This is a genomic window from Chitinophaga hostae (assembly GCF_018224885.1).
GTDB lineage: Bacteria > Bacteroidota > Bacteroidia > Chitinophagales > Chitinophagaceae > Chitinophaga > Chitinophaga hostae.
In genome coordinates this window covers 1-23,284 of sequence record NZ_JAGTXB010000022.1, presented here as the reverse complement: position 1 = coordinate 23,284, position 23,284 = coordinate 1, and the positions used below count along the sequence as shown (strand labels likewise).

At 44.3% G+C, this 23,284-nt stretch carries 22 protein-coding genes and 1 tRNA gene; 11 read left to right on the top strand and 12 right to left on the bottom strand.

Annotation, left to right across the window (positions count from 1 at the left end):
• The first annotated feature begins 100 nt into the window (after positions 1-100).
• The 5 genes from KE626_RS28995 to KE626_RS28975 all read left to right on the top strand — a co-directional run bounded on the left by KE626_RS28995 (position 101) and on the right by KE626_RS28975 (position 2,304).
• Entirely contained in the window at positions 101-736 is a 636-nt protein-coding gene (locus tag KE626_RS28995; protein WP_211976567.1) for a LysE family translocator, read from the top strand.
• Between the two features lie 107 nt (positions 737-843).
• Complete coding sequence (locus tag KE626_RS28990; protein ID WP_249207773.1) at positions 844-1,293, top strand: KTSC domain-containing protein; 450 nt, start codon at positions 844-846, stop codon at positions 1,291-1,293.
• Between the two features lie 131 nt (positions 1,294-1,424).
• Positions 1,425-1,508, top strand: a tRNA-Leu gene (locus KE626_RS28985).
• A gap of 124 nt (positions 1,509-1,632) precedes the next feature.
• A complete protein-coding gene (locus tag KE626_RS28980; protein ID WP_211976566.1) occupies positions 1,633-1,839 on the top strand; it encodes a hypothetical protein in 207 nt (68 codons plus the stop codon).
• Positions 1,840-2,304 carry a DUF6036 family nucleotidyltransferase gene (locus tag KE626_RS28975; RefSeq protein WP_211976565.1) on the top strand — a complete coding sequence of 155 codons (465 nt, stop codon included), beginning with the start codon at positions 1,840-1,842 and terminating at the stop codon, positions 2,302-2,304. It abuts the gene before it with no gap.
• A gap of 53 nt (positions 2,305-2,357) precedes the next feature.
• Here KE626_RS28975 and KE626_RS28970 read toward each other — a convergent pair whose 3' ends face one another.
• On the bottom strand, positions 2,358-3,623 hold the full coding sequence (locus KE626_RS28970; RefSeq protein ID WP_211976564.1) for an FAD-dependent oxidoreductase: 1,266 nt from the start codon (positions 3,621-3,623) through the stop codon (positions 2,358-2,360).
• Positions 3,624-3,636: 13 nt separating this feature from the next.
• Positions 3,637-4,374 (bottom strand): helix-turn-helix domain-containing protein, encoded by a 738-nt coding sequence (locus KE626_RS28965; RefSeq protein WP_249207766.1) that lies wholly within the window; start codon positions 4,372-4,374, stop codon positions 3,637-3,639.
• 140 nt (positions 4,375-4,514) lie between these two features.
• Between KE626_RS28965 and KE626_RS28960 the strand changes: the two genes are divergently transcribed.
• Positions 4,515-5,378, top strand: coding sequence for a helix-turn-helix domain-containing protein (locus KE626_RS28960; RefSeq protein ID WP_211976562.1), 864 nt, complete (start codon positions 4,515-4,517; stop codon positions 5,376-5,378).
• Between the two features lie 80 nt (positions 5,379-5,458).
• Positions 5,459-6,571 (top strand): FAD-dependent monooxygenase, encoded by a 1,113-nt coding sequence (locus tag KE626_RS28955; RefSeq protein ID WP_211976561.1) that lies wholly within the window; start codon positions 5,459-5,461, stop codon positions 6,569-6,571.
• A 50-nt stretch (positions 6,572-6,621) separates the two neighbouring features.
• Here KE626_RS28955 and KE626_RS28950 read toward each other — a convergent pair whose 3' ends face one another.
• The 6 genes from KE626_RS28950 to KE626_RS28925 all read right to left on the bottom strand — a co-directional run bounded on the left by KE626_RS28950 (position 6,622) and on the right by KE626_RS28925 (position 15,936).
• A complete protein-coding gene (locus KE626_RS28950; protein ID WP_211976560.1) occupies positions 6,622-6,924 on the bottom strand; it encodes a hypothetical protein in 303 nt (100 codons plus the stop codon).
• A 258-nt stretch (positions 6,925-7,182) separates the two neighbouring features.
• Complete coding sequence (locus KE626_RS28945) at positions 7,183-8,589, bottom strand: TlpA family protein disulfide reductase (RefSeq protein ID WP_211976559.1); 1,407 nt, start codon at positions 8,587-8,589, stop codon at positions 7,183-7,185.
• Positions 8,590-8,720: 131 nt separating this feature from the next.
• A complete protein-coding gene (locus tag KE626_RS28940) occupies positions 8,721-10,175 on the bottom strand; it encodes a RagB/SusD family nutrient uptake outer membrane protein (protein ID WP_211976558.1) in 1,455 nt (484 codons plus the stop codon).
• 11 nt (positions 10,176-10,186) lie between these two features.
• Positions 10,187-13,801 (bottom strand): SusC/RagA family TonB-linked outer membrane protein, encoded by a 3,615-nt coding sequence (locus tag KE626_RS28935; protein WP_211976557.1) that lies wholly within the window; start codon positions 13,799-13,801, stop codon positions 10,187-10,189.
• Between the two features lie 269 nt (positions 13,802-14,070).
• The gene (locus tag KE626_RS28930; RefSeq protein ID WP_211976556.1) at positions 14,071-15,252 is read right to left on the bottom strand and encodes a FecR family protein; all 1,182 of its coding nucleotides are present in this window, start codon (positions 15,250-15,252) and stop codon (positions 14,071-14,073) included.
• 81 nt (positions 15,253-15,333) lie between these two features.
• Positions 15,334-15,936, bottom strand: a complete 603-nt coding sequence (locus tag KE626_RS28925) for an RNA polymerase sigma factor (RefSeq protein WP_211976555.1) — start codon at positions 15,934-15,936, stop codon at positions 15,334-15,336.
• Between the two features lie 334 nt (positions 15,937-16,270).
• On the opposite strand from KE626_RS28925, the gene KE626_RS28920 reads away from it, so the two are divergent.
• The 3 genes from KE626_RS28920 to KE626_RS28910 all read left to right on the top strand — a co-directional run bounded on the left by KE626_RS28920 (position 16,271) and on the right by KE626_RS28910 (position 18,624).
• Positions 16,271-17,074, top strand: a complete 804-nt coding sequence (locus tag KE626_RS28920) for an SDR family NAD(P)-dependent oxidoreductase (protein WP_211976554.1) — start codon at positions 16,271-16,273, stop codon at positions 17,072-17,074.
• A 70-nt stretch (positions 17,075-17,144) separates the two neighbouring features.
• Entirely contained in the window at positions 17,145-18,002 is an 858-nt protein-coding gene (locus KE626_RS28915; RefSeq protein WP_211976553.1) for an RNA polymerase sigma factor, read from the top strand.
• A gap of 94 nt (positions 18,003-18,096) precedes the next feature.
• Positions 18,097-18,624: a DUF3237 domain-containing protein gene (locus tag KE626_RS28910; protein ID WP_211976552.1), complete on the top strand. Its 528-nt coding sequence runs from the start codon at positions 18,097-18,099 to the stop codon at positions 18,622-18,624.
• Positions 18,625-18,716: 92 nt separating this feature from the next.
• Here KE626_RS28910 and KE626_RS28905 read toward each other — a convergent pair whose 3' ends face one another.
• From KE626_RS28905 to KE626_RS28890, 4 genes are all read right to left on the bottom strand, one after another.
• Positions 18,717-18,902, bottom strand: a complete 186-nt coding sequence (locus KE626_RS28905; RefSeq protein ID WP_211976551.1) for a hypothetical protein — start codon at positions 18,900-18,902, stop codon at positions 18,717-18,719.
• Between the two features lie 43 nt (positions 18,903-18,945).
• A complete protein-coding gene (locus KE626_RS28900; protein WP_211976550.1) occupies positions 18,946-19,803 on the bottom strand; it encodes an AraC family transcriptional regulator in 858 nt (285 codons plus the stop codon).
• Between the two features lie 114 nt (positions 19,804-19,917).
• Entirely contained in the window at positions 19,918-20,400 is a 483-nt protein-coding gene (locus tag KE626_RS28895) for a DUF4822 domain-containing protein (RefSeq protein WP_211976549.1), read from the bottom strand.
• 110 nt (positions 20,401-20,510) lie between these two features.
• Positions 20,511-21,731: an amidohydrolase gene (locus KE626_RS28890; RefSeq protein WP_249207765.1), complete on the bottom strand. Its 1,221-nt coding sequence runs from the start codon at positions 21,729-21,731 to the stop codon at positions 20,511-20,513.
• Between the two features lie 194 nt (positions 21,732-21,925).
• Between KE626_RS28890 and KE626_RS28885 the strand changes: the two genes are divergently transcribed.
• Positions 21,926-23,260 (top strand): amidohydrolase, encoded by a 1,335-nt coding sequence (locus tag KE626_RS28885; protein ID WP_211976547.1) that lies wholly within the window; start codon positions 21,926-21,928, stop codon positions 23,258-23,260.
• Positions 23,261-23,284: the final 24 nt, after the last annotated feature.

The window sequence follows — 23,284 nt, the reverse complement described above, 5'->3', positions numbered from 1 at the left end:
CTTCAATCATTGGATTGTCCTCCCGGCGAAGTTTACCGGGAGGACTTTTATTTTTTAAAATGGCTTACCTTGTGCCATCTCTCCATAAAATTTAATAACAATGATACCGGTTAGCCAACTACTGTTGTTTGCATTTGCGGCATTGCTCATGGTATTGGTACCAGGGCCGAATATGATTTACCTGATCTCCAGGTCTGTTACCCAGGGCAGGAAGGCGGGTTATATTTCGCTGGCGGGGGTAGCCTGCGGATTTCTTTTCCATATTACGCTGGTATCTTTTGGACTGACAGCCATCCTGATGGCCGTTCCTTACGCCTATACGGTGCTGAAAATGACCGGCAGCGCCTATTTGCTGTACCTGGCCTGGCAAACCGTGAAACCGGGCGGGAAAGGCCTGTTTGACACCAATACGCAGCTAGAGGCCGACAAACCCTTGAAACTTTTCAGCATGGGCCTTTTCACTAATATGTTAAACCCGAAGGTGGCGGTATTTTACCTGTCATTTTTCCCGCAGTTTATAAAGCCGGCGTATGGATCTGTACTCGGGCAGAGCTTTCTGCTGGGGTTGACGCAAATAGCCGTGAGCTTCACCGTTAATTTTTTAATTATATCCTTTGCTGCGGGTGTTACCCGCTGGTTTTCAGCCAATCCTAAATGGGTCCGTATCCAAAAATGGGTAATGGGAGGCGTTTTCGGTGGATTAGCCTTGAAAATGGCGCTGGACAAGGGCAAATAAAATACTTGCCGGGACCTTAAAATGACGTACCTTTGCCGGTTTTTCGGGTAAGATAAATGGTAGTCTGCTCATAGTGATCAGCCTGTTTATTTTTGAACAAATACATTATGAGTAAAATAGTTGACTACCGGAAGTTGCTGGGTGTTACCAAAACTACTGAGTTAAAAGAGTTAAAAACGATTTACAGGAACCTGATGAAGGAGTGGCACCCTGATAAATTTGAGGGTGTTGAAGAGGAAAAGAAACTGGAAGCAGAAGTAAAGAGTAAGGAGCTGATTGAAGCCTATCATTTCCTGGTGAGCATTGCACCGGAAACCATTGCGGCGGCGCTGCCTGAATATACGGAAACGATATCTGCCTCTACGATCGTAGATTTCTCTTATCAGAAACAGACATTGCAATTGCATTTCCAGGATGGCAGCAGCTACGAATACCTGGAGGTACCTAAAACCTTATATGTGAAGCTTATCAACTCCGACACACCGGGAAGATTCTGCCGCAGGCATATCTACCATGAGTTTGTGTATCGTAAGGTGAGCAAGGCCGTAGAAGCCTAAATAGCGTATCACAAAGGGGTTCAATGTGTTAGCATTACCGGCAGGCCGTCATTTTTTTGAAAAAAATTGAAAAATAATTTGGTGAAATGCTTTGTCTGCTTATCTTTGCAACCCCTGACACGATATCAGTTGCCCAGATGGCGAAATTGGTAGACGCACTGTGTTCAGGTCGCAGCGCCTGCAAGGGTGTGCTGGTTCGAATCCAGTTCTGGGCACTAGAAAGGACAAACTTTGGTTTGTCCTTTTTTATTTTGAGGAAGTTCTGTGTCTGGTGTATATATCAGCTTAACAGCTTTAGTCTTCTTACATTATCTGTATATTTACCATATAACGTTACATATGGCAGACTTTAAACTTGATAAAACAGCATTTAAAATCAGAACTTTCGAAGAAGCGGATGCGGCAAATCTATTTGGCAAAGATGTGCCATATATTGAACGTTTGCGGCAGGCATATTACCTAGTATCGCAGGCATACGGATTTTCAATGACCAATCAACCAAAATTAGATAGGGAATATTTTACTTGTAGAAAACTCAATAAGTAAATGGGAACTATTTTCAATGATGATTTCAGAGAATTTATTCAGGCAATGAACAACCATGATGTAGAGTACATTCTTGTTGGTGGTTATGCTGTGATTCTACATGGTTACCGGAGAGTAACCGGGGATATGGATATTTGGGTTAACAGAACAAAAGAAAACTATCTGAAACTAACCCAGGCGTTTCAGGAGTTTGGTCTGCCCATTTTTGATATGACCGAATCAAAATTTCTTGATGCCGATACAGCGGATGTTTTCTCCTACGGACGCCCTCCGGTGAGTATTGACATTATTACAAAACTTAAAGGTGTTGATTTTGACAATGCCTACCCTCAAACTCAAGTTTTTAATGAAGAGGGATTGATGATCAGATTTCTACACCTGAATAATCTTATTGAGGCTAAAAAAGCTGCGGGCAGGCATAAAGACCTGGACGATATTGAGAAATTAACTTTGGGAGAGCAGTAAAACAACATTTAATTTAATCCCCGTAACTACAATAAACGATATCAATCTGCCCTCTAACGGAATATTTCCTGAGAATGCGGCAGTCCGAATACCTTTCGAATAAATGGTATAATCCCTGTCTGGATCGCATACCTGAATATAAATACCCCCTGCTTAAATTTGTTTTTGCTAAACATAGCCAACATAACCTTCAATGCATTGGGCTGGTGCATCCATTTTGTATTGAATAAGGTAACCTGGCCGATGTTGGCGAATCTGGCAAACATCTGTTTTTCATAGTAAGCGATGGCTTGCTTAGCATCACTAAATGCGGGGCTGGTAAGCGCTTCACTAAGCTGCAGCGCATCCAGCATAGCCATATTCACCCCCTCACCTGCAAAAGGCGGCATCCAATGGGCAGCATCACCCAGCAGTGTGATGTTGGCGTTGGCTTCCCATTTTTGATCCAGGGGCATGCAATATTGCGGCCGCGGGATGAAAATGGTATCTGGACTTTCAAAGAGCTCCCACCAGGCCGGACTCCATTCTGAAAACGTTCTTTTGAACCAGGCGAGCACCTGTTGATGATCGTTGAAGTCGATGCCGCTTTCTTTGGCCCAATGTTCATTGGATTTAAAACTGGCTGCAAACCCGAAACTGCCGCCACCTTTTGCACTGACGATCAGTGTTTTTTCTTTCCCATAACCAAACAACTTCCCTCCCTTCAGTAATTCATTGATTACGGGGGCAGTTTTTGCACCATCTTTCAGCGATCCTTCCAACATAGTAATCCCTGTCCAGTAAGGTTTGATTGCGGTAACAAAGGGCCGGACCTTAGAATTAGCACCATCCGCACCAATGATCAAATCTGCTATAGTGCTGGTCCCATTTTGAAAATCTAATTTCCAGGCGCCTTGTATTTTTTCGATTGATAACACGTGGCTGTCCCAAACAACGGTATCTGCTTCCAACGAATTCAAAAGAATTTGTCTTAACGGTCCCCGGTCAATCTCCGGCCGATGATTATTATCACCAAAATCTTCCTTTTTACCTTCCTGGTGATCATCATGATGAATTTTCAACTGGTCGTCTACCACCCGCATTAATCCCGCGTCTGGCCGGTACTGTGCTTTAAATTCTTCCATTAACCCGGCTTTGGCCAACGCTGCCAAACCTGATTCAGTATGCAGGTCCAGTGCGCCGCCTTGCAACCTGACATCTTTATTGATATCCCGCTCATATACCTTTACGTTTGCGCCTTTTAGCTGTAAAAGTCTTGCTAAAGTTAAACCACCGGGACCACCGCCGATGATAGCGATCTTCTTGTCTTGAATCTTCATGACCGCAAAATTATTACTGCGACAAGTCAGATAATAGTATAAATCGGCCGTTTTGATTTTTAGCTAATTCTTTCGGGGATACCCCGGAAAATCTTTTGACTTCCTTAATAAAATGGGTTTGGTCAGCAAAGTTCAATTCAGGGAAAAGCCTCCCCTCCTTAATCTGTTGTAAGGACGACTTGAACCTAAAAATATTGCAGTAGGCTTTTAAAGAAATGCCAAACTGCTCATTAAAATACCGGTTAATCTGTCTTCTGCTCCACGCTACACGGTCCGAGAGGTCGTGAACGGTCAGCGAACCATTGGAGGTATAAATCAGCTCAAATAATTCTTTTTTACGGTTGTCGATGCCCGGTTTGATCAGGGCAAGCATTGTGGTGGAAATTTTTGCGCAAAAGCCTTGAAAGTCCTCCAGATCCTGCGGCCCTATATTCCAAAACCCATCCGGCAACTGCTCTCCGTTATTTAATATCGCTGCCATTTTAATATCTAGTAAATATTCGACAGCCAGTAATTTAAAGCTCACTGCAAACATGATCGTGCGCCCCGGGATAGCTGCCTGCTCAGGATATGTGTCCAGGCCCCGAAGTGTGGCATGAAAAGAACCGTTAGCGAGAAAAAAAATAATATCGAACCGGCCATCGGGCAGCACAATAATTTCTTTCTCCGCTGCTAAATCATTCCGGATCATCCAAAAGCTTTCAACAAAGCCGGCAAGACTTTTATCCGGTTGTATGCTTTTTATTTCCATGCTGCTATCTGTTTTACCTTGACCTAAAACATAATTGGTTCTTAAGCGGCCACTACTCATTTACACATTTATGAAACTACGTTTTTATTTCCTTACAAACAGTCCTGTTACATATCTTTGTGGATTGAATCGGTAAAAATATGCCTAAAAGAACAACATCCATCCCAGTAAATATTATGGCGAATGAGTTTGGTTTGGGTATCGTCATTGAAAGAATTTTTGTGAAAGATTTATCCACAGCTGGTATCGACGATGCAAGAAAATCGCATCGGGAGGATGGTCATTCTTTCTTTTTGCTGGAAAAGGGAACTGTTTCCATTGAAATTGATTTTAAAAGGTATGAAATCAAGCCCTGCTCTGTCATCTACCTGCATCCTGACCAGGTACACCGCATCATAACATTTGAAAATGTAACCGTCAGCAGCTGGTCTGTCAATGAGGAAAATCTACATCCCGGATATCTCAAATTACTGAAAAGCATTACCCCCGCAGCACCGTTGGCCTTAAACAAAGAAACGTTTTCGCTTATTTCCGAAGCCGTATCACTGGGTTTACAATTTTTCAAACGAAAAAGCGACAAGCTATATCACCCGTTACTAAGGGATAGTTGCAATGCATTGGTTGCATTGGTAGTTTCGCAATATTTGGAACAATCAAAGCCGGCAGACAAACTTTCACGGTTTGAAATTATTACCAAAGCCTTCAGGGAGCTATTGGATGCTGATTATACCACGGCTAAACGCCCTGTAGCGTATGCCAGTAAATTAAACATATCTGCACATTACCTGAATGAATGTGTTAAAGACACAACAGGATATCCTGTTTCATATCACATACAGCAGCGTGTAATTTTAGAAGCAAAACGCCTGCTGCAGCATTCCGATAAATCGGTAAAAGAAATTGCGGCCGAATTAGGCTATGATGACTATCCTTATTTCTCGCGGTTGTTTACCAAAGTTACCGGCATGACTGCTTTGGCTTTCCGCAACAAAAACTCCGATTAGTCCAATACTTAATCAGTATTGGCATTTTCCATTCCAGCCACACCATGTTCCTTTGCCGGATAAAAAATAAACCGTGCAAAATGGAATCATTAAAAGCAAATAAAGTACTCGTTTCGGGTGCAAGTATAGCAGGGCTTTCAACAGCTTACTGGATGAATAAATCAGGTTACCAGGTAACGGTTGTTGAAATTGCAGACGTGCCCCGCATGGGTGGTACGGCTGTTGATTTTCGTGGAACAGCAATTGATATCGTTAAGCGGATGGGAATTTTTGAACAATTGACATCAAACGCTTTGAACCTGGAAATGATCGAATTTAAAAATGCGGACGATATAACGGAAAATTCGATCAGGATTAAGAAAGATGCAGCTTCCGGCGACGAGATAGAAATTGAACGGACTGCATTGATAAACATCCTATTTAATGAAATTAAAAACGATGTTACTTTTATCTTTAACGACAGTATTACTGCGCTAACCGAAACAGGGGATGATATAAAAGCTACTTTTAAGAATGGCTGCAGCAAGTCATTTGACCTGGTTATCGGATGCGATGGCACACATTCCAATGTGAGAAAAATTTGCTTTGGTGCAGAAACTGCCTATACACATTTTTTGAAAGCCTATTTTTCTATCTCAATTATAAACAAATCCCTGATACCACCGAATACCATGCAGTTTTATAATGTTCCGGGAAAGGCTTATATGCTTAATGCCTACAAGCATAAAACCGACATTGTTTTTTGCTTTCTTTCCGAAAAAGAAATTCCATACGATTATCGTGATATGAGGCAACAAAAAGACATCATTTTGGATCAGTTTGTTGGACAGGGATGGAGAACTGAAGAACTATTGGAAGAAGTAGCCCATTCAGAAAATTTTTATTTCGATAAATTTTGCCAGATAAAAATGCCATCGTGGACAAAAGGCAGGGTGGCCCTGGTAGGTGATGCGGCGTACTGTGCTTCACCAGCAGCCGGCATGGGCGGTTCGCTGGCGATAGAAGGAGCTGCCGCGCTGGCAGATGCTTTAAAGCAGCATAACGGAAATTTTGAGTTAGCGTTCCCCGAATACAACAAAAAGCTACGCCCTCTTATTGAAGCCGTTCAGGCCGAAGCCGAATTTAATGCAAGAGAGCATTTTATCCCGGCAACGGAAGAAGCTATTCGCAGAAGAAACGCAGCTGGATTTTAGCCATGGCTCGTGTTCAGCAGCGCAAGGTGCCGGCAAAAAAACCAGGCAATTTAACAACAGTCATGAAGAACACGGTCATGTACGATTACAAATGTCATCCACAACACCACCAGGATTGACAACAAATTAATAAAGGTGAACGTGGTATAATAACGTTTCCGGAAATCATTGGACCTGCTGCCAATTCTTTTTGCGTAAAACCTGGAAGCTATTGGAATCAGCGCCACAAACAATAACACAAAAAACCCGGGATAAAGACCGGTGACGGCAATACCAAGAATGCTGAGTACTGCTACCAAAAGGGTTAAAACCATTGCTATGGAGGTAACAACGCTAAACGTTTTCGTTTCCATTTTGATAATAGTTTAGGATTGTAAAATCATTTGAGCAATTAAAGATACAAATTAACTTTGAATTACAAAGTACTTTGAATTTATTTTTTCGGCTTTTTGAACCCTGACCCGGGTTCATTGATATTCTACTGCTGCTGGGTACTAAAGCAGGGATATTGAGTAAATTGTACATAAAAAAATGACCGATGTAATAAATACATCGGCCATTTTTATTCAGAATTGTTCAGCAGGGGGTACTTAAAAACAATCCTTTCTCTTTTATTGAGCGCTTAATGCCTCATGGATTCTTGCAGGTGTTTTATCTTCGCTTGGTCTGGAAGCATCGCTGTCAAATATTTTTCCGTCTCTTCCAATGATTACATACCGGGGAACACCCATGATATTAAAGGCTTTAGCTACCTCGCTGTTCATACCACCGGCAGACAACAGGTGGATACCTTCTATTTTATCATCTGCAATGGCTTTTTTCCAGGCGGCTGCTTTATCATCTACACTGATGTAGAGGAAAACCACATCCTTATTGTCTTTAAATTTCTCATGCAGTTTAGGACTGCCATTTTTCATTTCATAACGGCAGGGAGCACACCAGCTGGCCCAGAAATCCATGTAAATTACTTTACCGGAAAAATCCTTTAACGTAACTTCTTTGCCATTAATATCTTTCAGCGTAAAAAAGGGCGGTACTTTTCCAGCGGCCAGGCCCAACGTCTTACTATAGGATTCCTGTATTTTTTTAGCGTCCAGCGGGCTGGCATACTTCGCTACATAGTTATCTATCGCCGGTTTCAGGGTAGTCACGTCTTTGGTCATTCCTATGAGGGTATTCAGCGTAATGCTCATGGCCATGCTGCGCATCTTTCCAGTATAACGCTGTTCTATCAGCTTTAATCGCTGCATTAATACCTGGGGATACTCATAAGTACTGTCCAGCTTTCCCTGTTCGAACAATTCACGCCAGCCCAGGAAAGCAGGATAGGCTCCTCTTATAAAAACATTATAGGACTCATTGCTGAGCAGGTGATCATTCATTTCAAGATTATCCGCGAGCTTCCAATAATCATCCGGTAATACTTCAGACATTTTCTTTTTAAAACCAAGATGATAAAAATACGGCGCCAGTATTAAGGAGCTTAATTTCCGGTATTTAAGGGTTACAGACTCCTCTTTATAAAAAGCCGGCGTCACTTTTTGTTTGCTAGCCTCCAGTATATCGATCGATTGCTGCTCTACCCGGTTGATCATATCGTAATACTCCTTCATCGTCATCTTAGTAGCGTCTGACTTCGTATTATCCAGTATATATGCATAGGTGTATTCCCACAGTACTTTTGCATTTGCCGCACCAGGACCAGAAAAGGTGGTATTGGCCTCAAAGTCTGTTTTGATATTGAGCTTATCACCAGGTTCCAGGAACAACGACATCTGTCCTTTCTTAGGTGTACTTATACCCAACTGTATTGATTTTGGAAAGGTTCCGGTAAAGTGATGTGTGAATTTCCCTTCTTTATCGGGTCCTATCATTAATGCGTTTTCCCCCTCGGCCAGCCATATGGAATCAACTTTCAGGGGGGCGACATCTATTACGATGGCTGCTTCTTTCTTTTGTCCAAAGGCCATAGCTGCATACAGGCAGCATAATGCCATTATGATACGCTTTTTCATCATTTTTGTTGCTTTTTAATTTTTATAGAAATTATTTTACTTAACATACCGTCCGTTCAGGCAAAACGATTCCGGGACTGCCGCCTTACGCAGACAATCGGTAAACAACCGGATCAATTATTTAAAAAATGTGGTTACGGATTTTGCGGAATATCCGGGTTAGCATTAGCGATATACAACGGGATGCGGAATACCAGTCGTTCCGGACGCAGTGTATACGTTCCTTTCACGGTACCGTTCATATCATAAACGGTATGGGTGGTGCCTACGGTAGATTTATACACCGGATCTACAGAAAGACGACGCATATCAAACCACCGGTATCCCTGTATGGGGAATTCGCGGATTCTTTCATTGAGAATAAATATTGTTAACGTTACTTTATCCGCAGCAATGGCCGCCGGTATTACTGCTTCTCCGGCAGGCATTCTCATTTTCCGGAACGCTTCCATGTCTGCAACAGCGCCGGCCAGATCATTCCCGCGCGACTTACATTCAGCCCTAAGCAGGTAGATATCGGGGACACTTACGCCCACATTATTTACCGCACCACTTCCCCAGGTTCTGAGCATACCATTGGGATAAACATTTGCAAAATCTGCAAAAGGGTTCGGCGTCAGAAATGCACGCCGGTAATCGCCCGGAAGGTAAAGACCCACTGCTTTTGTATTCAGTACAACGCCTGAAAATAGAAAGTTAAAATAGTTGACGGTTTGCCTGAGAAAGAGCACTTCCTGATCAATATTCAGATTTCCCCTGGAAGGCCCTGTTATCGGGCTTATAGGTGTAAAAGCTCCGCCAGGTGCAAGCTCCTTCTGGAAATCGTATAGCCCAACCGGTATACTGGCGCCGGGCAGGTCATTTATGGCTGCATTCAACTGAGGCAGGGCTTTGTCGTATTGTCCCATGAAAGCATATACTTTACCCAACAACCCTTCTGCAGCAGGTTTCGACATCCTGAGACGGTTGGTCAGCGCGGTAGGTAAATAGGGTAAAGACGCTGTAAGATCATCGATAACGAGATCATAGATTTCTTTTACCGTGGCACGGGTAAATTTTGTTTGGGAAACATCAGAGATAAGTACTTTCGGTACTGCCAGATCAGCAGCAGCTGTCGCTTCGTTGTATGGTTTCCCATAGAAATTAACCATCATAAAGTATCCCCAGGCGCGGCATGCGCGAGCTTCGGCCATCAGCGATTGTTTCTGTTCCTCACTCCCGTCTTTGGCATCCATCACTTCATTGATGACTTTATTATACTGGTATATCATCTGCATAATCATGGTCCATTCCATTGATGTTGCATCCGGCAGATAAATATCATTCTCCCATCTGAAGGATTTCTGGTTCTCTGGTAATGTTTCCCCCGTAAAGTAAGGTTCTATGCCCGCCGCCTCATCACCGGATACCAGGTTAGGCATGACTGCAGTAGAGAGCGAATTCAGCAGCTGGTTATAATCTGATACTTTTTCTGCCACCAGCACCCCTTTGGGAGTCACTTCCAGGAAATCCTTTTTACAGGCTTCGAGGGTGGATATGGCCATTAATGCTATAAAAGAATAGATAATTTTTCGATTCAGTAACCCCATTTCATTAATTTTTAAAGTGTTAAATGAGCACCCAAAGTGACAGCACCCTGGTTCACCGGCATGGCAGACCGGTAACCATACCTGGCATCCTGGAATTCCGGATCAATATCATCATGATTGGCTTTCCACAGCATCAGGTTGGATACCTGGAGCCGGAACGTGAGTTGTTCCGCATGGATCTTTCTGACAACGGCAACAGGCAGTGCATAAGACAGTGAGACATCGCGGACCTTAGCATAGGAGGCATCCACCACATTGATATTACCATACACATAATAATCGGTATTACGCCGGGTATTACTTTCCATGGTGCTCACAAAAGAAGGAATATTCGTATGCGCTTCATCTCCCGGCTGTTTCCAGCGATTGGCAAAATCTGTGTGCAGGTTACCAGCTGTGAAATCCTGGGCTCGAATAAAACTATAACCGGTGTAGGTGCGGTTCACATCACGGAACATCTTGTTGCCGAGGTTGTAAATAATATTAACATTCAGTGAAAATGATTTATAACTGAAAATGTTAGATAATCCCCCACTCCAGGGCTGTTGATAAACACCCATGTATACAACATCCCCTGCTTTTACCCCAACAGGATCTTTCGTAATACTTTTATCATTCAATTTCACCAACGGGTCACCCATATTATCCAACCCTGCAAAATTATAAGCCCAGAGGGCAAAGGCAGGGCGACCTTCGAGATAATTTGCATCATGAACCATCTGACCACCTGTTGTATACGGAAATCGTTGCGCCAGTTTATCTATCTTATTCCTGTTATAAGACATGGTCAGCATGGTGATCCACTTAAAATTTTTCTTCAGGATATTACCGGAGGAAAGACTCAGTTCAACCCCTTTGTTGGTAATATCCCCGGCATTACCGAATATCGTTGTAAACCCCGTGAGTGGATTGACAGGTACACTTCCCAACAGGTTAGATGTTTTTTTCCGGTATACATCGAGAGATCCTGTGAGCCGATCTCCAAGAAATGCGAAGTCGATTCCCAAATTGATGGTTTTGGTGCTTTCCCATGTTAGATTTGGGTTGGCGGGTGCTGAAATGTACAGGCTTTTCCCTCCCGGTGAATTGGGTGAATTAATGGCTGTCAGTACATCAAAAGAAGCAGCGCTGCCCGGTATAGGTGAAATTCCGGTAACACCATAGGTAGCTCTTAGCGCCAGGTTATTAACTCCCCTGACAGATTCAAAGAATGATTCATTGCATATATCCCATTTACCTCCTACGCTCCAAACCGGTTTACTCTGTGCTGCTTTATTTTTGCCAAACAGATTGCTCTGGTCTTTACGCCATGATGCATTGAGGGAATATTTACGGTTGTAGGTGTATGCTGCATTCAGGTACCAGGAAGTAAAACGGGACATTATTTCTGTTTGGGTAAAAATAGAATCCGCGTTTAGAAATGAACCATTGACGGAAGATGGCATGACCGGGCTTTTTACCCCGGCAGAAGTTAATAGCTGATAGTTGATCAGTGAGTAGGTTTGTAATCTCTGGTCGTAGCCGTATTGTTGGTTACTGTTATAAATACTTTTCTGTTCCTGTGCTTCCTGCCCTGCCATTGCTGTAAACTGATGCAGGCCTTTCATAAAGCTGCGGTCATATATAAACTGGTTTCTGACCACCCAGTTATCCTGATTCGAATTCATCACCCGGTATTGTCCGCCGGTGGTGGGCAGATTATATACCGGGATATTACTTGTTGTAGGAACTTCTGTAAAATTTACCACCTGTACCCGTTGGCGATAATTTGTATTATCATCATATACGGTAGTCCGGTTGTTACCCTTTACATATCCATACATCCCCTCAAAGCGCAGGTCTTTCAGCAGGTTGATGGTCATACCGGTATTAATACGGGTGAGCAATCCATTACTTTTTGTGGCGCCGGTATTGATATCTTCAATGGGATTATAATTCAGGTTGATTTTACTGGCGGCTTCCATACCTGCCCTGGCTTCTTCGCTCAGATAGCCCATGTATGGCATATCAATACTTTTACCGGAGCCGTCTTTGAATAGCTGGTAAGGCAGAAAGCGGGCATCAGGAGAAACAGCACGATTGGAAGAAGCTACGGTATTGGTGATATCTGCCAGGAAAAAAACTTTCAGGTATTTATTAAACTTAAAATCCTGCCGGGTATTTACCTTATATACGTTATTGGAATTACCGGGTGTATAATCTGTGGCGCCGGTATATGCCAATGATCCGTAAAAAGAATATTTGCCGGAGCCGCCAGCAACTGACAGGGTATGGTTCGTTAACCTCGCCGGGCGATACCAGTTGTCTTTTATCTGGCTGAGGTTATTGATATGGGATAGGCTATCCAGTTTAGCGTTGCCCTGTGCAGCACTCAACACACCTCTGTACATATCGTACAGTATTTGTCTGTCGGGCGACAGGCCCGTGGAATTACCGGTTCCCGGATCATAAGCAGTAGCTACGCTGTATGGACGGTTTACCGGATCAAAAGTTTCTTTAGCGGCCTGGATATATTGCTGACTATTTAACACCGGAAAATAGCTGATATCAGGCTTTCCCCGGAAGCTGATAAATCCGTCGTAGTTTACGCTGAGGCGCTCATTTACTGCTCCTTTTTTTGTGGTGATCACGATGACGCCATTGGAGGCCCTGGCTCCCCAGATAGAAGCTGCCGTAGCATCTTTTAACACGCTGATGCTTTCTACATCCTGCGGATTAATAGAAGACACATCATTGACCGGCATACCATCTACCACGTACAGCGGGTTTTTATCCGCGTTGATGGTGCTGAGTCCGCGAATTTGAAAGGTAGTCCCGTCGGTAACGGCGCTTGGAGCGTTATTAATTACCAGTCCGGGTACGAGGCCTTCCAGCCGTTGCAGGATATTCATGCTGGCGCTGCGATCTTTTATCACACCCATATCCGGATTGGAAAAGGAGCCTGCACTTCGCTCTTTTGAAATCTGCTGATAGCCTGTATTTACGGTAATCGCCTCCAGTTCCGTGGGATCTGCTTCCAGCTGGATGATAGCGCCATCTGCGGTGTTGAGCAATGCCTTTGAAGTTGTTTTTTCTCCGGCAACCACCAGTGTCAATGCTCCCGAGGCATTCACCGTCGCTGTAACAGGGCGGAACCCCAGGTAGGTAATATTCAGCAGATCATTTTCCTTTACAGTAATGGTGAACTTTCCATTGGCATCTGTGATGGTACCCTTATTGGATCCCACTACCCTGACAGATACGCCCGGAAGTGGGGCACCATCGGCGCTTCGCACGGTTCCCTTCACCGGTGGCACCGGCAGTAACGGCGGGAGTACCCGCTCCGGGAGTACGGCTTTCCGGCTGATAATGATGGAGGTGTTTTTGATGATGAATCCCAGTGACTGCTCCCTGAAGATTTCTTTCAGAAATGTTTCCAGTGGTTGGTTGTTGGCGGTAATCGTAACAGGCTGGGCATTTCTTAATACTTCCTCGTCGTATAAAGCCACGAAACCGGTTTGTTTTTCCACTGCTTCCAATACTTTTTCCAGTTTTATTTTGCTCCCGCTAAAAGTTATTTTCTGGGCGAAGCTCCTGGCAGAGATGTGCAGGCAGCAGACAAGTATGATGATCGTGGTCAGTTTCATTACTCGCAGCATTTGGTTGATGAACCAGCGGTTTGTTAAAACAACACGCTCCTGGTTACAATAAGTACTTAATTGCATACATTTGCATCAGTTTATGGTTGATAATAAAGCAGTCCTGTATTGAGCAATACAATTGTTTTTGGGATCAGCCAGAACATTATACCGGAAGTGGTGCAAACACTTCCGGTTTTTTTCTGCTGTTATCCGTGGTCCGGATCATCAGTGCATAGTTGATTTTTTAATGGTGGATAAATTCTTTGAATGGCGGTTTATTCTATCGTTAATACTTTTCCTTCCAGTTTATATTGTATATTAAATTGAGAGAGTACTTCGAGCACCTGCGACAATTGCAGATCCCTGCCTAATTTCCCGTGAAACTTCTTTTCCGGCACCGGTCCATGGTATACTATTTCCAGGTCGTACCACCTGGCCAGCTGGCGTAAAAAAGCGGCGGTCCCCTCTCCTTCCGCATCGAATATTCCTTTTTTCCAGGCCATTACTTTTGCGATGTTGGCCGGCTGTACCCGGATATCTGTGCCGGATGAGGTAATGGCTTCCTCTCCCGGTTTCAGTATATTGGCTTTCTTTTCTTTTACTATTCTCACACTACCCTGCAGCAGGGTAGTTTTGATTGCCGGTTCATCCGTATAGGCGTTGATATTAAAACTGGTACCCAATACCTGTACGGTAGTTTGTTTGTTGATACTAACGTAAAATGGTTTCGCTGCATTGGCTGCTACTTCCAGGTATACTTCTCCCGTAACTTCCACTCTCCTTTCCCTGCCGTTAAATGCGGTAGGATAGGCCACAGAAGATGCAGCATTCAGCCATACTTTGGTGCCATCGGGCAATACTACACTAAACTGCCGGCCCCTGGGAGTAGACAGGACATTCAAAGCAGGCGTACCTGAGCTCAGCTTGCCGGGAGCGTAGGTGATGGCATCGTTTTGCAGCATGACCTTTGTGCCGTTCTGGTTAGCTACTTCGCCATTGTGCATACTATCCAATACTACCGCAGACCCGTCGGAAAGGGTTAAAACAGCGCCATTCCTGCCAGGGCTGATGTCGGGATGCTTTATCACCTGTTGAGCCATTTCTGGCGCTTTTTTCTGACCGGCAGGCAGCAGGAAATAAATACCTGCAGCCAGCAACAGCAATACCACCGCCGCTGCCGCCCACATGTAGCGGTATAACGGGCGTACCCGGGGCACTGTAACAGCCTCCTGTTGAAGGTGTTGTAGTCTTTCCTGCAGCGCCAGCAGGTTTTTCTCCCGGCGATTCACATCTTCCGCTCCCACCAGGAGCCCTGCTGCTGCCTTTTCCGCTATGACGCGATCTAATATATCGCTGTTGGTTTTATCCTCCAGCATATATATAAAAGCAGCTTCCTGTTCCGGAGTCAGTGAGTCGGTCAGATAAGCTTCAATCAGTTCAACAAATGGCGTGTTCATGAACATACTTTTATGGATCGGGCGCATATGCTTGTATAGATAAGACGTAAAGCGAAAATGATACTCCCGAAAAAAAACAATTTATTTTTGAAAAAACAGGCAGATAGCCACCAGTAACAGTTCTGTGAGATAGCCTTTCTGATTCAGATAATCGCGGATCTGGTTCAGGGCGAGGGTAATCAGGTTGGCCACTGTTTTTTTAGACAGCTGCATTTGCGCCGCAATCTGATCATGCGTAAGTCCGTTGGTACGGCTCAGGAGAAAAGCCTCCCGCTGTTTTGCGGGTAAGGTATTCAACGCTGTTTGTATGAGGGCCACCGTTTCCTTGCTGTGCAGTAATGCTTCCTGGGGAGAAGTGCCGGTTGCATCAGTACCCGGATCGAGGTCACGAATCAGCAGCTGGCGCTTGCCCTGCCGCATCGTATTGATAATTTCATGACGCACCATGGTCATAAAATAAGCCCTGAAATCCTTCCATTCATGAATACTTTCCCTTTTCAGCCACAGCTTTACAAATACTTCCTGGATGGTATCCTCGGCGAGGGCAGGAGATTTTAAAAACGATAACGCAAGCGAGTACATCTCATTCCAGTAATGCCTGTATAATTGCGCATAGGCGAGTTCATCGCCGCCCGCAATAGCATCAAGGAATTCCTTCTCGTGGTATGAAGAAATATCCGGCAAATAAAGTTGATTTAAAAAAATTTGATAACTGACTGTTCTTATCCCCGATAGCTGTAGTTCACATCATTGTAATGAACGCATCGTTCGGTTTGCAATATAATAATATCGGGCTGATAAAATAAAATGTGTTGTTATTAAAAGTATAAAGCAGTCCTTTACGGTTACTATTGAAAATATCTATCCAAACTTTTTCTTTGATCACTTGCGACAAAGGACAAATGACTGGGCTCCAAAACGACCCTTCCATTGTTCATCAAAAATATTTTTAAAATTATTCCCAAAAATCCCGATCGTTTTGCGCGGCCCAATCGTCAAAAGATAAAAGCAAAACAACATGCATAATTTAAAAGACAAAGTTGCTGTGATATTTGCAGCATCGGGAGAAGTTGCAGGAGCCGTGGCCCGTTCATTTGCACAACATGGGGCGAAGGTGTATGTCACCGCCCGGAATCTGGATGCCGTAAAAACATTGGCCGGAGAAATCGAAGCCCATGGCGGTCACGCAGAAGCAGGCAAAGTGGATGCATTGAATGAAACAGAGATCAACAGTTACCTGCAAAAAGTGGTGGCTGATAACGGCAGACTGGATATGGTATTCAACGGCATCGGGAGCTATTACAGGGACGCCGGTAGCGGTACTCCTACCACGATAGCCACTTTCGAGCAATTCCTGAACCCGCTGCAAAGGATTTGCGGCTCCCAGTTCCTGACTTCCAGGGTAGCAGCCAGGTATATGATCGAAACAGGATCGGAAGGCACCCTCCTGCTGTTCAACGCGTCAATGGCGAGGACCAAGACACCCAATATGGCGGGATTTGCTTCTGCCTGCGCAGCCATTGAAGGATTAACAAGGGTAATGGCCGCTGAGTTTGGCCGGCATGGTATCAAATCGATCTGCATCTGCTCCGGCGCCCTGCTGGAAACAAAAAAGATCCAGGAAATGATCACTGATTTCTCCGGGAATGCGGGTATACCCCGGGAAGCGATGGCATTGAATTACACCAGGTTCAATATCCTGAAGTCCGGACCCACCCTGAAACAACTGGGCGAAACCGCTGCCTTCCTGGTTTCTGAGCATGGGGCAGCCTTTAATAGTCATATTGTAGATTTTGACTGTGGAAAAATAAATTTATTGTAATATGTTTACCGGGCGGCAGGGTTCCTGCAAAAGTCTGTAGCCCACGGTATGATGAAATTAAACTGCTTACATGGAAAGAGAAGAAATACTGGAAAATGCTTTGAACGGAGATATTAACGCATTCCAAACGTTGTTTGCCGGATTTCAGCACCAGCTGAAATCATATCTCTATCGTTTGCTGACCGATCGTAATGACGTGGATGACCTGACGCATGATACTTTTATCAGGGCATTCGACAAAATATCCTCCTTCAGGCAGGACTCCTCTCTCCGGACATGGGTATTTAAAATAGCGACCAACCTGGCTTATGATCATTTAAAAAAATTAAAGAGATGGCCGGCCGACGCACAGGATCAGGGCGCCGCTTTAGCCATCGGGTCAGGGAAGATCGCGGAAACATTCAGGATTGTTCACCAGACCAGCAACGCCGGGGCCTATGATATGATGGAGCATATCGATTTTTGTTTCACCTGCATCTCGAAAACTTTACCTATCGAAAACCAGGTAGCATTGATTTTAAAAGATATGTATGATTTCCAGGTAAAAGAGATCTGCCTTATCCTGGATAAAACAGAAGGTATAGTAAAACATCTGCTGCACGACTCCCGGGATACGATGACGGAGATCTTCGATAACAGGTGTGCGCTGGTAAACAAAAATGGCATCTGCGATCAATGCAGCCAGTTGAATGGCATATTCAATCCCAAACAGGATCAACAGGAGCAGCGGATGAAGCTTGAACTGGTGAAAGCGTCGAAAAAATTTGACAGGGCGGCGCTTTTTAACCTGAGAACAATACTGGTAAAAGGCATTGATCCCCTGCACAGTTCAGGCACAGATCTGCAGGATATTATTATGAGATGTACCAGGACCTCCATCGGTGATGTAAGTGATTTTTTTGAACCATCTCTTCGTAAAGCGGATTAAAACCCACGGTCAATCATCTGAAGCATCACAGTTTCGTACCTATTTTATCGTACTATAGTAAATCAATTCCACAAAATTCAAACCCAGACAAAAAATGAAAAAAGTACTCTTTCTAGCTGCGTTTTTCTCTGCTTATTTTTCTGTGCAGGTACATGCGCAGGAGCTAAAATCAGAATTTTTATTTGACCTCGAAATCACGGTCGACCCACCGCAGGCAATCGGGCCTGTACTAACGGGTACACGACTCATTTTTCCATTTAAGGAAGGCGCTGTAAAAAGTGATAAAATAAACGGGAAAATATTAAACTGCAGCGGAGAATGGGGGCTGGTTACAGATCCTACAACATTTAAGATGGATGTCCGTGCTACTATTAAAACTGATGATGGTGCGCTCATTTACATTGCTTATACCGGGTATAACTATGCAACCGCAGAGAAATCAGCTTTAATGCGTGCCGGAAAAGGCAACGAACTTTCACCTGATGAATATTACTTCAGGTCAGTTCCTGTATTTGAAACCAGTGCTCCCAAATACGCCTGGCTTAATCATACCATTGCCGTTGGCGTAGGTCGTTTTCCATCACCGGGCAAATTAATCTACCGTATATACGCTATTAAGTAATAAAATGTAGGTACGGATAGAAATAGTGCTGTTACAGAAAAAGGTCAGCGATCATGCTGACCTTTTTCTGTATATCAAATGTGTGAAATCGTTTAAGACCGGGTCGAAAGGAAGAGCATATACGTTTTTCCTGCCCTGGTAGCAAATGAATACTTTTCTCCTGCATTGCTGACCTTAACCGGCACCCCATTTTCAGTTACCCGGATGCCATATCCCTTCCAGGGATTGTTCAGATGGCAAACATTGCCTTTTTCGCTGCGTATTTCCAGGTTCAACACCGATTCCCCATCGTAGCCGGCCGAAACGGGGACCCTCGCGATGCTATCCTTCCCTGAACTGCGTTGGAGTAATGCCTGACTGGGCTTTAAAAAAATTGGAAAAATAGGCATGGTCAACAAACCCGAGTTCAAATGCAATTTCCTTTATAGAGAGATCTGTTGTTTGCAGCAGCCGTTTTGCTTCCAGCAGCACACGTTGTTGTATTAACTTAGTTGCGGATACATGGAGATGATTTTTACAAAGAATATTCAGATAGTTTGCGGAGATGTGCAGCTTTGAAGCATAGAATCCAACCAGTTTTTCCTGCTTGTAAAATTTATCAATCAACATATTGAATTTCGCAAGCCTCGGATTAGATTGGAACACTTTCAGATCCGTAAAAATATTCTCCGCTTCCTTGCTTACAATGGCAGCAATAACAGCCGCCCTTGCGCTGATAACCTCCTGCACGGAATCAGGCGAATTCAGTTCATCCCTGATGGCGTCAAATTCATATTTCAGCAATTTGAAGTGATCGTTGGTCAGCGGAATAACCGGGTGGTTAATATAATTAGAAAACGAGAAACGGAAGAAGGAGGCAAAGCGTTCGAAAAAATGCTGCTGTATCATCAGCTGGTAACCCGTTGTGCCCGGCTTGATGCTCCAGGTATGCACCTGTCCGGGAAACAGTACATGAATTTGTTTATTCCCGATCGGGTAGTCGTGAAAGTCGATATTATGTACCCCTTTTGCCGATTCAAACAGGTTGATGATAAAAAAATCATGCTTATGCGGCCGGTCAATATGCCGTTCGCCATGCAATTCGTTGAAGAGGAATTCCTCCCTGCCTGCCAGCTGGCCTTTCCTGAATTCATGGATACCTAAGACAGGGATGTACCCTGTATCGTCATAAATCTTCATACCAGTAGATTAAGTTGGGAGTTCAACTTCTAAAATATGAAAATTTATGGCAAAAAAAATGGATTGGCACTGAATGTTTCAGCGCCAATCCATCCTGCTAATAAGATCATCCTGCTATTGCTTAGGTTCCGCGTGGGTAGTTGGTGTATGAATAATGTCGAAGTATACCGTTTTGTCGTTACTGTTGGGGTAAATACGGTAGGTAAACTCCTGTTTTGTGAGCACGGTGATATCCACCACACGGGTAAACAACACTGCACCGGCATCATTTTTTGCTACGATAGTACGGGTTTTCCCATCAGCGGAAACGGTCCAGTCGCCATGCATCTTTGGTGAATCATCCAGGTTGTACATAGTGAATGTACCATCTGCTTTGAAATAAGCAAAGCCTACAAAGTTAGATACATTGGCGTCGTTCAATGCCACATTTTCGCCTTTGTTATTTTTTGCGTTTGTTGTTTCCCAGGGGGTGCCGGACAGCGTTTCACCTGGCGTAAGTTGTTTCGGTTCCGGATCTTTATCTTTGCTACAGCTAAAGAAAAAGACGCTGCATACCGCCAGCAAAAGAACGGTGGTTACTTTTTTCAGATTCTTCATACAAATGAAATTTTAAGCACTACAAAGGTACCGGCCCCGTATAGGTTACCTTTGCGTTTTTCGTTACAAGTCTTGAAAAATTTATAACGGGGCAGATAAACTTACATTTATCAGAATACAATATTTCCATTATGCACGAGCGATCTAACCGGTGAAACCCTTGCCACCGCTTCAGCAGAGTAGGATGCTTCCAGGAATACCAGATTGGCATCATTGCCGGCTTTAGGCCATTGCTGGTTCCCTTTATCATCCAATGGAAGTATATACCTGGTAGCAAAGCCCAGTGTTCTTGACAGCGCCCATTCGGAGCTATAGCCATACAGCCCTGCGATGAGTTTCGCCTTTTGGAGCATATGCCCGGGTCCGAACGTGTTCCAGTGATCCTGGATATTATCGTTACCCACCAGTACTTCCACACCATGCTTTCTCAGCAGCGGAATTGGCATAATAGTACTGCCGAAAGGCACGGAAGAAACAATGCCTACACCGGCTTCGGCCAAACGTGCAGCCAGGCGCTCTGTTTCCAAAGCAGGAAGATGCCCTAATGCGAAGGCATGGCTCACAAAGGTTTTGCCCCGAAGCGCAGGGGTTTCATTTGCCTTGCTGATCAGGTACTCAATTGTTTTTACACCGGTTTCTCCTCTTTCATGCAGATGGATATCAATTCCCTTATTGTTATCAATAGCCAGTTGCGTGATCAGGTCCATTGGTTTTTCTATGCTTCCATCAATGGAAAAGGGATCCACCCCGCCAATGAAATCGATATTCATTTTTACCACTTCTTTCAGCAGGGGCGCTGTGTTGGTGTAAAACAACCCATGCTGGGGGAAAGCGACCAGCTCCGCTCCCACTGTCTTTTCCTTGTTTTTCAGCGCTGTTTCCAGGTGCTTTAATGAATCAAAGCCAGAGGTAGGGTCGATGTTGAAATGAGAACGGATATAGTGTGTACCGTTTGACTGCAGAAAGCCGACCAGTTTTTCTGTTCGCGCTACAGATGTCTTCAGCCATTCAGGGATCATCTTCTGCTCATAGGCAATCTGATCCTTCACTGTTTTCCTTTTCGCCGAAACAGCCTGCCATGGGAGGCCATAGAGCATTTTATCCAGGTGGGCGTGCATATCCTTAAATGCCGGAAGCATCAGCCATCCTTTCGCATCAATGGCATCACTGCCAGGATCATTAGGTGTGATAGCTTTGATTTTACCGTCCGCTGTTTCAACACAGAAGAGCGCGGTCTTCGTCTTTACAACTTCCGTTCCATCATACTCAAAACCCGTTTCCAGCAATACATTTTTAAATGTATGGCCACTATCGTTTGCTATTTTATCCATTTGTTCCATTTTTATTCCCGGTTACTACAGCAAAGTAAGCGGTAAATATCTCCGGAACTTTGTATTATCTATACGGATACTTGAAAGATTTATAACTAGCCTGCGGATTATTGATAAATCTTTCAAGGCATATCACGAATCCTTCACATAATAGATGGCGCTGAAGGTTAATTTTGTGAAAAATGATGGGGACTATGAAGAAAACAGCAATATCCCGCAAGGAATTTATAAGGATGTCCGGGTTAGGACTGGCAGGTGCAGCCTTTGCAGGCGGTTTACTGGGCGCTACAGAAGCGATGGCCGGTGATACAGCAGGCGATAACGGAAAAAGCTACCTGTTAAAGAACGTGCGACTTGAAACAGGATTTGTTTATGAAGAAGGAGAGGTAGTCCACACAAATACTGAATTATACTGCGTAGAAATCAACGACGGGAAAATCAGGCATATTTCCGCCAATAAACCAAATGCCACCAACGCTATTGATGCGAAAGGCTGGCTGATGCTCCCTGCTTTCAGGGATATGCACATTCATCTCGACAAAACATTCTACGGTGGCCCATGGCAGGCCACCAGGAGAGGCCCCGGCGGTGTAAAAGGTATGATAGCACTGGAACAAAAAATTCTTCCGGAGATGCTGAAAACCTCCACTTACCGTGCAGAAAAGCTGGTGGAGTTACTGCAGTCTAAAGGTACGAACTTCGCCAGGAGCCATGTGAATATTGAACCTACGTCAAAACTCCAATCGCTGAACCACCTTTTGAAAGCACTCGAAAACAAGAAGCGTTCCTTTGGCGCAGAGCTGGTAGCATTTCCTCAGCATGGCGTTTTCTATACCGATGCTGTTCCGTATCTCAAGGAAGCAGCAAAGATGGACATCGATTTCATCGGCGGTCTTGATCCCTATAGCATTGACGGCGCCATTGAAAAAACGATAGATTTCACCGTGCAACTGGCGCTGGACAACAAAAAAGGAATCGATATCCACCTGCATGAATCAGGAGAATCCGGGTTAAAAACAGTGGAATACCTGATTAAAAAGGTAAACGAAAATCCTTCCCTGCAGCACAAAACATTCTTAAGCCACTGCTTTGTATTGGGAAAGATCGATAAAGTGAAGCAAGAGGAAATTGCGGAGCAATTGGGCGCTGCAGGCATAGGTATTATTTCCACCATTCCATTCGGAGGGCTTGTTATGCCGATACCGATACTGTATAAGCACAATGTAAATGTGATGACAGGAAACGACAGCATCATTGACCATTGGAGTACGTTTGGCTCAGGAAGCGTATTAGAGAAAGCTAATTTGATGGCGCAGTTATACGGCTACTCTACTGAGTTCCTATTATCGAGAAGCCTGAAGCTGGCCACCGGCAACGTACTGCCGCTTGACGACAAAGGCGTGCAGCAGTGGCCCAAAGCCGGGGATGCCGCTAACCTGGTACTGATAGATGCCAGCTGTTCTGCAGAGGCGGTATCAAGAATTTCACCGGTGAAATCGCTTATTAACAACGGGCATATCGTTTATTAAATATTCTATGTAGAAACTGGGTAT